Source organism: Spirochaetota bacterium (genome assembly GCA_038043445.1).
Classification (GTDB): Bacteria; Spirochaetota; Brachyspiria; order Brachyspirales; family JACRPF01; genus JBBTBY01.
Map to the genome: position 1 here is coordinate 1 of JBBTBY010000080.1, position 12,173 is coordinate 12,173.

A 12,173-nucleotide genomic window follows, 5' to 3' on the forward strand; every position below is an offset into this window, starting at 1 on the left:
CGTGGCGGCGGCGCCGTCCTCAAGATAGTATTTCGTGTCCTGGCAGAGCACCGCTATGCACACCGGCGCATGTTCGATGAATTTTCCGTTCTCGGTCACGGCGGCTATCTGCCGACGCACGTCAGCTGTCTTGACGACGACGAATTCCCAGGGCTGAACGTTCCGTGCGGTAGCCGCCAGCTGCCCGGCACGGACTATGTTCCCGATGATATCATCCGCTACGGCATCCGTTTTGAATGACCGTACGCTCCTTCGCGTATAGAGCATGGTAAGTCCGTCCATGGTTCCCTCCGAAATGCACCCATAGTATATATCGGAAAAAAACGATTAAAAGGGCTTGACAGAATAATAATAATATGTTAACATGTGGTCACTACCGACCGGCAAACCGATCTGGTATCTCTTTTCTGGGAGGAAGAGATGTCAGCAAGACGCAACCTGCGTACTCTGCTATTCTACATCATCGTTCTCGCTGCAATTCCTGCTGCAGTGTCTTTTGCGCAATCCATTCCCATACCCTTCGTCGATGTGCGCGTGAAGGAGGCACAGTCTCCGCGTGAGGTGTCACTCGGACTGCAAATACTGTTCCTTCTTACTATCCTTTCCCTCGCGCCATCGATCGTCATCATGGTCACGAGCTTTCTGCGCGTGTCCATCGTCCTCAGTTTTCTCCAGCGCGCCTTGTCGCTGCAGGAAACGCCGCCCCGCGCCATCATCATGGGGCTTTCGCTTTTTCTTACTTTTTTCATCATGCAGCCGACGCTCAATGAAATGAACAAGCGTGCACTTGAGCCGTATCTTGCCGGGAAGATCGGCGTGAACGATTTCTTCGGACAGGTGGAGCAGCCGCTCAGGAAATTCATGCTCACTACGCTCAACTCCAAGGGCGGCATGTCGAATCTGGACCTGTTCATCTATCTCTCGAAAAAGGGATCGCTCAAGGACCCTGCGAGCATACCGACGTCGGTGATTATTCCGGCATTCGTCATCAATGAACTTACCGTCGCCTTTAAGATGGGGATATTCCTTTTCATCCCGTTCATCGTCATCGATCTCATCGTTGCCGCGGCGCTCATGGCAATGGGGATGATAATGCTCCCGCCTGTCATGATCTCGCTGCCGCTTAAGCTTATTTTATTTATTGCCGTCGACGGCTGGAAACTCATATCCTATCAGCTTGTGCAAAGTTATAAGTGAGGGAAGGGGCATGTCGCAGTCGGAGATAATGAAACTTGCCATTGACGCGATGTGGGTGATGCTCTATGTGTCCGCACCCATACTCATCGTGAGCGTCGTTGTCGGTCTTATCATTTCCATTTTTCAGGCGACGACGAGCATTCAGGAACAGACGCTCACCTTCGTACCGAAGATCGTCGCTATTGTCGCGGTCATCATAGTCATGGGCGGCTGGATGCTCACCATGCTCACCCAGTACACGATGGGTATATTCAAAGCGCTGCCGATGCTGGCGCGGTAAGGGAGGACGGGTGCAGGAGTTCGTTCAGTTCACTCAGCTCTATGTGCTCATCATGGTGCGGATGTTCGCCATACTCATGGTCGCACCGGTGTATTCTTCTACCGTCATCCCGGTACAGCTCAAAGGCATACTTGCGTTCGTCATCACGGCGATATTGTTCCCGCTCATCGCGGACAAGGCGGGCGCTGTGCCCACGGCGCTCGTGCCTTTCGTGCTTGCCGCCGCCAATGAGGCGATGATAGGGATACTCATCGGGTTCCTTATGACGATAATATTCGCGGCGTTCCAGACGGCAGCGCGCTTTTTCGAGGTGCAGATGGGCTTCGGCGTGACCGACACCATCGACCCGCTCTCGCAGATATCCATACCGATCATCGGGCAGTTCCAGAATCTTATCGCAACACTCGTGTTCTTTGCCATCAAGGGGCATCATCTCGTCATACTCGCGCTCTATGAAAGCTATAAAAGCCTGCCGGTGCTCGGTACGCAGTCGAAGAAAGTGTTCACCACCGGCGGCGGCGCCATCGTCGATCAGCTCATCCATTTTACGAATGCGATGTTCTTCGTGTCGCTGCAGCTCGCCTTCCCGATACTTGCAACGCTTTTCGTTCTCACGCTCGCCCTCGGGCTCCTTGCGAAGGCCGCTCCGCAGATGAACATGCTCATGCTCGGTTTCCCGTTCCAGGTGGCCGTCGGCATCATCACGATAATGGTGATAACCCCGATGCTCGTCGGGACCATCGCTGATGTCCTGCAGGTCACCTTCCGCGATATCTTCCGTTTTGTCGACGGTTTGGGAACGGCGCGATGAAGACATGCGGATTCGCGCAGATCGGTGTCATGCCGTTGGATCGTGCGGCGAGTGCGCCCATGGTCGTTTCGCTCCTCAGGTGGCGCGAGGGCGTTTCGTGCTCACGGAAAAAACATTCTCAATTCGCGATCGAAGAGCGCAGAGGGAAACAGCGTACTGCGGCGTACTACGACCCGTTCCGCGACGATGTGTTCCGATACGATCTTTCGCTTTTTGCCGCTGACGATGAAGGCAGGACAGAACAGCCGTCCGACAGGAAGCGCCGCCGTGCCCGTGAAGAAGAGGGACGTGTCGTCAATTCCATAGAGATTAATCAGACGCTTTCCTTAGGCGCCGGCGTCGCCGCGATCGTGCTTCTTTTGCCGTACTGCATCACCCAGGTCCGGGAATACACGGTGAAAACGCTTTCCGGCATTGGAAAAGCGGATGCTGTCATCACGACGCAGAACTATCAGTCGCTGTTCATGGATATGGGTATGGTGACGTTCAAGGTGCTCGGGCCGCTGCTCATCGTGCCGCTCATTATCGGGCTGTTGTCGAATCTGGCGCAGACACGCTTTCTCTTCACGTCGAAGAACATCAAGTTCGATCTCAAGCGCATCGCTTTTTCCTGGTCCAACTTCAAGCAGCGAGTGTTCTTCTCGAAGCAGAATATCATGAATCTCGCCAAGATCGCGTTCAAGATAGTCGTCATCACCGTATTTACCGTTATGACGATCACGAGCCATTATCGGGAGCTTATTGCGACGCTCAAGATATCCCCGGCGCAGTCGGCGCTGCTCCTCGGGCAGATATCGCTTGATCTCATGATAAAGGTGCTCGTGTTCCTCGCCGTCATTTCCGTCATTGATTACATTTTCCAGCAGCGGCAGTACATCGACAGCTTGAAGATGACGAAGGCCGAGGTCAAAGAGGAAATGAAGGAATTGGAAGGCGACCCGGCGGTCAAGGGGCGCATACGCGAGATGATGCATAAGCTCGCGTTCCGCAATATGTACAAGTCGATACCGGAAGCCGATGTCATCATAACCAACCCGACGCATTTCGCCTGCGCGCTCAAGTATGAAGCGGCTGCAATGCAGGCCCCGCAGCTCGTTGCGAAAGGTGCCGATGCGGTGGCGCTTCGCATACGCCAGATAGCCGAGGAGAACGGCGTGTCGATCATTGAGAATCGCGAGCTTGCGCGGCATCTCTACTATAATGTTGAGATTAACGAATACATCCCTGAGCAGCTTTACAATGTTGTATCATTGATCCTAGCGAAGGTCTATCGTATGCGCGACGAACGCGCATCGGTACGAATGGCGGGGTAGGTAGCGTATGGCAGACGCGACAATAGCCGGGCCGTTCAACTTCCTCCCGAAGAACTGGCTTAAGAACAGCGACCTTCTTTTTGCCGCGGCGGCTATCCTTGTCGTCGCCATGCTCATCATCCCGCTGCCGGCATTCCTGCTCGATATCCTTCTTATCCTTGACATACTGCTGAGCCTGCTTGTGCTCCTCATGGTCATGAACGTCAAAAGTGCGAGCGAGTTCAGCGTATTCCCGTCGCTCCTGCTCGTCATGACGGCGTTCCGTCTTGCGCTCAACGTTTCGGCCACAAGGCTTATCCTCACGCAGGGAACGAATTTCAAGGGGCGCATCATCAGCGCATTCGGTGATTTCGTCGTTTCCGGGAATATCATCGTCGGGGTGCTGATATTCATCATCCTTATCATTGTGCAGTTCATCGTCATCACCAAGGGCGCGACGCGCGTTGCCGAGGTCGCCGCCCGTTTTGCCTTGGACAGTATGCCGCCCAAAATGCTTGCTGTCGATGCCGAGCTCAATGCGGGTGCCATTACCGAGAAGGAAGCCAATGATCGGCGGCTGAAGATACGGCAGGAATCCGATTTCTACGGCACCATGGACGGTGCCACGAAATTCGTCCAGGGCGACGTCATCGCCGGCATCATCATTACCTTCGTCAATATCATCGGCGGATTCGTCATCGGTATAGCCATGCGCGGTGAATCGCTTGAGGTCGCTGCGAACGCGTATACGCGGTTCACCATCGGCGACGGTCTCGTGACGCAGATACCGGCGTTCTTCATGAGCTTCGCCACCGGCCTTCTCGTAACGCGATCGGCGAGCGAGAACAATCTCGGTACACAGATCGTTTCGCAGGTGCTTGCCAATCCGAAGAACCTGTTCGTCGCAGCGGGGTTCGCTTTCGTCATGGCGTGGCTCCCCGGCTTCCCGACCATTATCCTCCTCATTTTCGCTGTGGGCATAGCGTTCATAGCATGGAATATACAGCGTCAGAACGAGGAGCTCGGGCTCACGAGCAAAGGAGCGGAGGAAACGGCCGCACGCAAGGGCCCCATCGATGTGTCCTCGCTGCTTAAGGTGGAACCGATAGAACTTTCCATCGGGGCGAATCTCATTCCCCTCGTCGATGAATCACAGGGGGGGGATCTCCTCAACCGCGTCACCAATCTCAGGCGCGAGCTTGCGCTTGAAATGGGTATGGTCGTGCCGCCGGTGCGCATTACCGACAATGCGAACATAGAGCCTGAAGAGTACGTCGTGAGCATCAACGGCACTGAAATGGCGCGCGGCAATGTGCGCTCGAGCAATCTCCTCGCGCTCAATCAGAAAGGCGACGGGGATAAGCTCGATGGAGAGCTTACGAAAGAACCCGCGTTCGGTCTCCCGGCATATTGGATATCGTACGAGGACAGGGACCTTGCTGAGAAAAAAGGCTATATGGTCTTCTCGCCGACGGCCGTCATCGCTACGCATCTGACGGAGACGATAAAACGCAACGCGATGATACTCCTCGGGCGCCAGGAAGTGCAGAAGATACTGGATGTGCTCAAGGAAACCCATCCGACACTGGTGTCGGAAGTCACCGGGAAGCCCAACGCCATCGGTTATGTGCAGAAGGTCATGCAGCATCTCCTTTCCGAGGGCGTATCGATACGCAATACCGTGGTCATCATGGAATCGGTCGCCGATGCGTTCGACGCGCAGATCGGTCCGGATCAGGCATCCGAGCTCGTGCGGCAGCGGCTGGCCCATCAGCTGTCGCGACAGCATGCGAGCACGGACAATACGATACGCGTCATCTCGCTCTCACAAACGATGCAGGAGGAGATAAGCAATGCCCTGGCCGAAGGGGGGGATGGCCGGGGACAGACGGTGGCCATGGAGATAGGGGCCATGCAGGCGCTCGTAAAACGGCTGAAGGAAGCCGCCAAACTGGTCGGGGAGCGCGGCTACGAGAGCGTACTCCTCACATCGCCGCTCATACGCAGGGGTATGTACAATCTCGTATCGAAAAATGTAGGGAAAATGGGGGTGGTTTCATCGGCGGAGATAGCCCCCGGGTACAAGGTCGAGTCGCTTGTGCTGATAAAGTAGGGAGAAATACAGTCAATGGAATTCACGGCTATCCGATAATAGTAACAATAAGGAAGAGCGAGGAGGCATCAGTATGCGTGAGAAGAAATTCTTCGGAAAGAGCAGGAGTGACGTGCTTGCCAAGGTCCGTAAGGAGTGCGGCGAGAATTTTTACATCATCCAGGTGAAAAAGATCGTGCGAAAGCATTTTTTCGGGTTCAATGACGAGTCGTTCGAAGTGCTCGTGGCCATACCCGAGTTCTTCCTTACGCCCGACGTCCACTAAGCAGATCTGGGGAGGGAGCATGCTTGATATTCGAATGTACCGGGGAAAGACGCGCAAAGAGGCGTTGTGCAATGCGCGCGTCGCTCACGGGAGCAATTTCACCATCCTGAGCGAGAAAGAGGTTTCCAAGGGCGGCATTGCCGGTATTATCGGCGGCAAGAACGGCAGGACGGAATACGAAGTTCGCATCATGCTCCAAAGTCAGAACTATACTGTACTGGACGAGAAGCCGCGCGGCATGCGGGACCCTGAGCTCGCGAAACATACCCCGGTAAAGACCGAAGAGATCGATCAGCGCATCTATGCCATAAACAAAGCCGCCCCGCGGGACGTCCCTCGTTCCTCGCCGCGGGAAGCGCGTGAAATACCCCGAGAAGCACCCGCACCGATAACGGAAGCAGCGAACGCGTTCGGGAATAAGCTCGATAATCTCGAACAGAAATTCGAAATGCTCATGTCCATGATGATGGAAACGCGTGCGAAAGAAGCCGCGCCGCCGACGGAAGAGCCGCCGGTGCGCCGTGAGCGTGCTGTTGAACCGGAAGCCCTGCGGGAGAGCACGTATGCTCGCCCGGTACCGGTGCTCAATGACAATGCCGGTATCGCGGAAGACGATTCATTCGCCGATGTCCCGCTGTTCCGAAGTGCCATGGCGGAGCGTCCCGCGAAGAAAAAAGAGAGCGCAGCATCCGCCGCCCGCGAGGTGTACTATACGGAAGCGCATACTGCTGAAAAAGCGCCGAAAGCCGATGAGGCTGCCGGTGACGCCATATCACGGCATCTATCGCTTCTGCGCCGCCGGGAATTCCCCGAGGACGCTATCGATGAATTGCGCGATTATCTCTACCGGCAGTCCGATGCGCGTTTCTATCAGGACAATGAGACCGTGAAAGCGGCGATAGAGAAATATTTCGATGCCAACCTCTTCCTCTCCAAGGGCATAGCGCTCTCGCAGCGCAAGAAGATAATCATGCTCGTCGGACCCACCGGCGTCGGCAAGACCACGACGATACCGAAGCTTGCTTCGCTTTTCCGCACCGTGCGCGAGGATATGAAATTCGTAACGCTTGACTGCTACCGCATCGCTGCGGAGGAGCAGCTGCGTCGGTATGCGGACATCATGAAGGTGCCGTTCGCCATCTGCCGCAATCCCGAATCGTTCCGCGAGGAAGTGCTGTCGTTCAAGGGCAACGGGATCATTTTCGTCGATTCGGTGGGACGTTCCCCGAAGAACGCGCAGGAAATAATGGAAGTGAGCAAGTATATCAAGAACGCCGGCCGCATCGATATGGATATACAGCTCGTCCTCTCCGCGACGACGAAGTATCACGACGCGCTCGACATCATCGATAATTTCAAGATGCTCAATTACAGCGGGGCGATAATCACCAAGCTCGATGAGACGAACTATATCGGGTCGGTGCTCTCGGCGGTCATCAAGAGCCGCACCGCGCTCTCGTATCTCTGCGTCGGACAGAGCGTGCCCAAGGACATCATTGAGGCGGCGAAAGGCAAGGCGCATCTCATGGACAGGATCTACGGAGTATGACACGCATATGACCGACCAGGCAGAAGAACTCCGAAAGATGATGAGCGGGCCCGTGCAGTATCAGCAGCGGGTCATAGCGGTAACGAGCGGCAAGGGCGGCGTGGGGAAGACCAATGTCGCCATCAATCTCGGCATCGCGCTCTCACGGTACAAGAAGAAAGTGATAATCATGGACGCCGATCTCGGGCTCGCCAATGTGAACGTCATACTCGGGAAGATACCCGAATTCAATCTCTTCCACGTGATGAAGGGTCTGAAGAAGATGCGCGATATCGTCATCACGACGAATTACGGGATACGATTCATCGCCGGTGCATCGGGATTTTCTCAGCTAGCGAACCTTACCGAAGAGAGCCGGATGAACCTTGTGAAGGGGCTTGAGGAGTTGAACGACGCCGATATCATCATCATCGATACCGGCGCGGGTGTCTCCAACAATGTGCTCTCGTTCGTGCTCGCCGCGGATGAGGTGATAATCGTAACGACGCCGGAACCGACCGCGATAACCGATGCCTACGGTATCATCAAGGCGATATCCGCCGAAGCGTCCAATCCCGAGCTCAAGCTCATCGTCAACCGCGTGAAGTCGGTCGTCGAAGCGCGCAAGGTGAGCGAGCGTGTGGTGAATATCGCGAGCCAGTTCCTCAACATGAAGGTGAATTACCTCGGGTTCGTTTTCGAGGATGAGATAATATCGCAGGCCGTCATACGGCAGATGCCGTTCATCGAATTCGACGCCCGCGCCCGTGCCTCCCTCTGCCTCGATCACCTGGCGCAGCGGCTCCTCAAGATAACGGAGAAGGAATTCCGCGAGCCGAAAGGGCTTGCCGGTTTCGTGAAAAGTATCGTCGACTTCTATTCGGAATGAACCGTGGCGGATGATGTGATCACAAAAATACGCGACACGCTCAGGCGCAATGCCGATGTGCAGGCGTTCCTGGCGGGTTTTGTCATCGGCTGGATATTCTCGTTCATCGTCGCATTGATGAATCACCATGGCTTTTTCGCATCGTTCGGACGCGGGCTCATCGGCGCTGTCGTCGTCGGTGCCGTGTTCTGGGGTGTGAAGTTCGCCGTCTATAAAGCGGCCCCGGAGCTTTTTGAAAAGGACGATGCTCCCCGCGAGGGTGATGCGGCGTCATTCCCGGAAGGGATACCGACAGCATCTGCATCACCTGCCCCGGCCGGATCCGCTCCTGTCGATGGTACGCCGTCCCGGGCGACCGCAGCCGCCGCCTATGCCGCCGGGAATCGCAGTAATGAACCGATGTTCGTCCCGCCGCCCTCTGCCAATGCAGTGCGTGAGGAAGAAGAGAGAAAAGCGAGATATGCCCTTACACGATCGAATGTCGATGGTTTGGAGGATGATTACGCTTCAACGATAGCGGCATCGCCCTCGTCGCCGACGCCTTTTCCGGCGGCGCCACCCCCGGTGACACCTACCCAGCCTGTCGCTCCTTCGGGGAATGATACGGTTCTTCCGACCGCACCGGTCATGGATGACGTGTCGCCCCCGCTTATTCCCAGTGTGGACCCAATGGATGATGTTGATAAAAATTCGAATTTAAGGCATAATACCACGGCTACTCCACCCGCATCCGATACTATCGATGCCATCATCGCTCCCCCGACGAAGTCGCTCATCGATGATTTTGCGCTCGACAAGGCGAAAGAGCAGATGCGGATAGAGTCGCGATCGAACGATGAAGCGGAGGGGAGCGTACGCGGGTTCACGAAAAGCCAGTCGGGGGGATCGTTCGTGTACGATAAGAATCGGGAGATAAAGCTCCCGAACAACCCTGAGGTCATGGCGCGTGCGGTACGTACGATGCTGAAGCGGGACACGGACGGCGGGAAGTGAATGACGATTTTCCACGGGAAGGAGAATGGAGTCAGTGAAGATCACGGATGAGAACGAGCTTGAGCACTGGCGCAAGTACAAAAAGAAGAAGACTTCGGCGCTTCGCGAAGCGCTCATAAAGAAGTATGCCCCGCTCGTGAAGTACGTGGCGGGGAAGATCGCGATGTCCATGCCCGAGAACATCGATTTCAATGACCTTGTCAGCGACGGTTCCTTCGGTCTTATCGATGCCGTCGAAAAATACGATCCCGACCGGGACATAAAATTCAAGACCTATGCGGTCACCCGTATCCGCGGCGCCATATTCGATGCGCTCCGTTCGCGCGACTGGGTCCCGCGTTCGATGCGCAAGAAAGCGAAAGAGATAGAACGTGCCGTGCAGATACTCGAGGCGAAATTCGGCCGCGATGTGAGCGATGATGAGGTCGCCAAAGAGATAGGCATGGATATGGACGAGTACCAGAAGGTGATGAAACGCATCACCGAGTCGTCGGTGGTCTCGCTCAATGATGTGTACTACACCGGTGATGATTCGGATGAGATATCGTTCGCCGATACGCTTGCCGGCCCCGAGGGGCTCAATCCCGATATCCTCGCCGAACGCGACGAGATACGAGGGACCATCGTAGAGGCGCTCAAGACGCTCCCTGAAAAAGAGAAGCAGGTGCTCATCCTCTATTATTATGAGGACCTCACGCTCAAGGAAATAGGCGCGGTGCTCAACGTGACCGAAAGCCGCGTATCGCAGCTGCATACGAAAGCCATTCAGGAATTGCGCTACAAGCTCAATGAAATAAAGAAGAGTCTCGTCTAATCATTGACAAGGCGTATCGCGCATGAATGAACTCAAAAAAATGATACTGGCGGGCGACCTGTACCGCACTATGAAGGACGCGCCGCGCCGCGTTGAATTCGCCGTCCCGTCGGTGGAGGCGGGTCTCAGGAAAGCGGCCGAGTATTTTCGCTGCGCTGTCGAGGACGTTGCCTACGATATCATCGAGAACGGCAAAGAGGGTGTGTTCGGCGTCGGCGGGAAACCGTACCGCGTGTCGTTCAGCTATACCCCGAGCATCCAGGGCTCGCTTCTGTCCGCTCGGTCGGAAGAGCAATTCATCCTGGGCCCGCTTCCGGATGCGCGCAAGGTCATCGAGCCCAAGGATAAAGACAGTGAAGCGACGGTACGCGTGACGCGCAATGGCGTCATGCTCAAGGTCACGCCGAAAAAAGGGAAGGGCAAGGCTATCGAGGATCCGTTGGTGGTGCAGCAGATGCTCCTTGCAAAGGAGATATTCCAGTACGATGTGGAACTCGTCAATAGGATCGTAAAACAGGCCAAGGGACAGTCGATCAAGATAGCCGACTGGCAGCCGAACATCTACAACGACGGGCGCGTAACGCTCGATATCGCCGAAGACGAGATGCGCGTATTCGTCAATGTCTCCGCGCCGCAGAAGACCGGACGTGAGATAGACGAACAGGACATCAGGGAGATGCTCGAGAGTAACAGTGTCTCCTACGGCATCGATGAAAAGGCGATAAAAGAGGTCGTCGAACGATCGATAACCGGCAGGCCCTTCCTTATCGCAACAGGCACGCCCGCCGTGAACGGCGAGAACGCGCGCATTGAATACAAGGTCGATATCGAGAAGAAGAACGTCCCCAAGGCCATCGATGAGAATTCCGATGTCGATTATAAGGACCTGAGCATCATTGAGAACGTCACCGTCGGACAGGTGCTTGCGCAGAAGATAGAGGCGAGCGACGGTGTTCCCGGCAAGACGGTCAAGGGCCGCTTCATGGAGGCCAAGAAAGGGAAGGATATCGAGTTCGGCGATATCCTGGGACAGAACGTCGAAATGTCGGCAGACAAGACAAAAGTGGTGTCCAAGATCAACGGGCAGGTGGTCAATAATTTCAATAAGCTTTCCGTGGAACCGATATTCACGGTCAAGGGCGATGTGGGTCCGGAGACGGGGAATATCACGTTTCTCGGCAATGTCATCGTCGGCGGCAATGTTCTCGATAATTACAAGATACAGGCCGCGGGGAATATCGATATCAAGGGCTCGGTCGGGAAGGCCGAACTCGATTCCGAAGGCGACATCATGGTCAAGCTCGGCATCCAGGGCAAGGGCGGCGCGAAGCTCAAGGCCGGCAATGATGTCATCGTGAAATTCCTTGAGAACGCGCATGTCGATGTCGGGCGCGATGTGGTCGTCACCGAATCGATCATGCATTCAACGATCGATGCCGGGCGGCGCGTCATACTCGTCGGCAGGAAATCCGTTATTACCGGCGGGCGCGTCCGTGCGTTCGAAGAGGTCAATGCGAAGGTGTTCGGCTCCGCCTCATCGGCGAAGACCGTCATCGAGGTGGGCATCGCCCCGCGCATTCGCCAGCGCATGGACGATCTGAACGCCGAAAAAGAGGGCATAGAGAAAACGATCGAAGAGCTCGGGCGCAACGTCAAAACGCTCGAGGGGCTTGCCAAGGCGAAAAAACTCGACGAGGAGAAAGAGAAGCTCTTTACCGATTCGAAGCAGAAGTACGCCGATGATCAGGCACGCATGATCGCCATTGCGAAAGAACTTGAGGAGATAACCGCATATCTCATGGGCGTACAGGTGGAGGCCCGTATCTCCGCAGCGAAGACGGTGTTCCCCGGCGTCCGCGTAGCGGTAAAGAGCGCGTACCTCGATGTGCGCGATACGTTCAAGGCCGTCACCTTTTTCGAGGAAGCGAACAATATCCAGATAGAAGCATACAAGGGTACACCGACGCAGGTGAAACGGGCGGCGGTGTAGG

At 55.5% G+C, this 12,173-nt stretch carries 12 protein-coding genes; 11 read left to right on the forward strand and 1 reads right to left on the reverse strand.

Annotation, left to right across the window (positions count from 1 at the left end; translation table 11 throughout):
* A partial coding sequence (locus tag AABZ39_12550; GenBank protein ID MEK6795601.1) for a nitroreductase family protein occupies positions 1-282 on the reverse strand: 282 nt, incomplete at its 3' end.
* 138 nt (positions 283-420) lie between these two features.
* On the opposite strand from AABZ39_12550, the gene fliP reads away from it, so the two are divergent.
* From fliP to AABZ39_12605, 11 genes are all read left to right on the forward strand, one after another.
* Complete coding sequence (gene fliP / locus AABZ39_12555) at positions 421-1,197, forward strand: flagellar type III secretion system pore protein FliP (GenBank protein ID MEK6795602.1); 777 nt, start codon at positions 421-423, stop codon at positions 1,195-1,197.
* A gap of 10 nt (positions 1,198-1,207) precedes the next feature.
* Positions 1,208-1,477 (forward strand): flagellar biosynthesis protein FliQ, encoded by a 270-nt coding sequence (fliQ, locus tag AABZ39_12560; protein MEK6795603.1) that lies wholly within the window; start codon positions 1,208-1,210, stop codon positions 1,475-1,477.
* A 10-nt stretch (positions 1,478-1,487) separates the two neighbouring features.
* The gene (fliR, locus tag AABZ39_12565; GenBank protein ID MEK6795604.1) at positions 1,488-2,288 is read left to right on the forward strand and encodes a flagellar biosynthetic protein FliR; all 801 of its coding nucleotides are present in this window, start codon (positions 1,488-1,490) and stop codon (positions 2,286-2,288) included.
* The gene (flhB, locus tag AABZ39_12570; GenBank protein MEK6795605.1) at positions 2,285-3,601 is read left to right on the forward strand and encodes a flagellar biosynthesis protein FlhB; all 1,317 of its coding nucleotides are present in this window, start codon (positions 2,285-2,287) and stop codon (positions 3,599-3,601) included. Before fliR ends, flhB begins: the two co-directional genes overlap by 4 nt.
* A gap of 7 nt (positions 3,602-3,608) precedes the next feature.
* The gene (gene flhA / locus AABZ39_12575) at positions 3,609-5,693 is read left to right on the forward strand and encodes a flagellar biosynthesis protein FlhA (GenBank protein ID MEK6795606.1); all 2,085 of its coding nucleotides are present in this window, start codon (positions 3,609-3,611) and stop codon (positions 5,691-5,693) included.
* Between the two features lie 73 nt (positions 5,694-5,766).
* Positions 5,767-5,958: a hypothetical protein gene (locus AABZ39_12580; protein MEK6795607.1), complete on the forward strand. Its 192-nt coding sequence runs from the start codon at positions 5,767-5,769 to the stop codon at positions 5,956-5,958.
* Positions 5,959-5,977: 19 nt separating this feature from the next.
* On the forward strand, positions 5,978-7,507 hold the full coding sequence (locus AABZ39_12585) for a hypothetical protein (protein MEK6795608.1): 1,530 nt from the start codon (positions 5,978-5,980) through the stop codon (positions 7,505-7,507).
* Between the two features lie 7 nt (positions 7,508-7,514).
* On the forward strand, positions 7,515-8,375 hold the full coding sequence (locus tag AABZ39_12590) for a MinD/ParA family protein (protein MEK6795609.1): 861 nt from the start codon (positions 7,515-7,517) through the stop codon (positions 8,373-8,375).
* Between the two features lie 3 nt (positions 8,376-8,378).
* The gene (locus AABZ39_12595) at positions 8,379-9,368 is read left to right on the forward strand and encodes a GlsB/YeaQ/YmgE family stress response membrane protein (GenBank protein ID MEK6795610.1); all 990 of its coding nucleotides are present in this window, start codon (positions 8,379-8,381) and stop codon (positions 9,366-9,368) included.
* Positions 9,369-9,393: 25 nt separating this feature from the next.
* Positions 9,394-10,182, forward strand: a complete 789-nt coding sequence (gene whiG, locus AABZ39_12600; protein MEK6795611.1) for an RNA polymerase sigma factor WhiG — start codon at positions 9,394-9,396, stop codon at positions 10,180-10,182.
* A 22-nt stretch (positions 10,183-10,204) separates the two neighbouring features.
* Positions 10,205-12,172, forward strand: a complete 1,968-nt coding sequence (locus AABZ39_12605; protein MEK6795612.1) for a FapA family protein — start codon at positions 10,205-10,207, stop codon at positions 12,170-12,172.
* The last annotated feature ends 1 nt before the right edge of the window (position 12,173 follow it).

Bases quoted from the DNA above. Each gene is read 5' to 3' on its own strand.
- AABZ39_12585 (MEK6795608.1), top strand. From the start codon at position 5,978: ATGCTTGATATTCGAATGTACCGGGGAAAGACGCGCAAAGAGGCGTTG.
- AABZ39_12580 (MEK6795607.1), top strand. From the start codon at position 5,767: ATGCGTGAGAAGAAATTCTTCGGAAAGAGCAGGAGTGACGTGCTTGCC.
- flhA (MEK6795606.1), top strand. From the start codon at position 3,609: ATGGCAGACGCGACAATAGCCGGGCCGTTCAACTTCCTCCCGAAGAAC.
- fliP (MEK6795602.1), top strand. From the start codon at position 421: ATGTCAGCAAGACGCAACCTGCGTACTCTGCTATTCTACATCATCGTT.
- fliQ (MEK6795603.1), top strand. From the start codon at position 1,208: ATGTCGCAGTCGGAGATAATGAAACTTGCCATTGACGCGATGTGGGTG.
- AABZ39_12605 (MEK6795612.1), top strand. From the start codon at position 10,205: ATGAATGAACTCAAAAAAATGATACTGGCGGGCGACCTGTACCGCACT.
- whiG (MEK6795611.1), top strand. From the start codon at position 9,394: ATGGAGTCAGTGAAGATCACGGATGAGAACGAGCTTGAGCACTGGCGC.
- AABZ39_12590 (MEK6795609.1), top strand. From the start codon at position 7,515: ATGACCGACCAGGCAGAAGAACTCCGAAAGATGATGAGCGGGCCCGTG.
- flhB (MEK6795605.1), top strand. From the start codon at position 2,285: ATGAAGACATGCGGATTCGCGCAGATCGGTGTCATGCCGTTGGATCGT.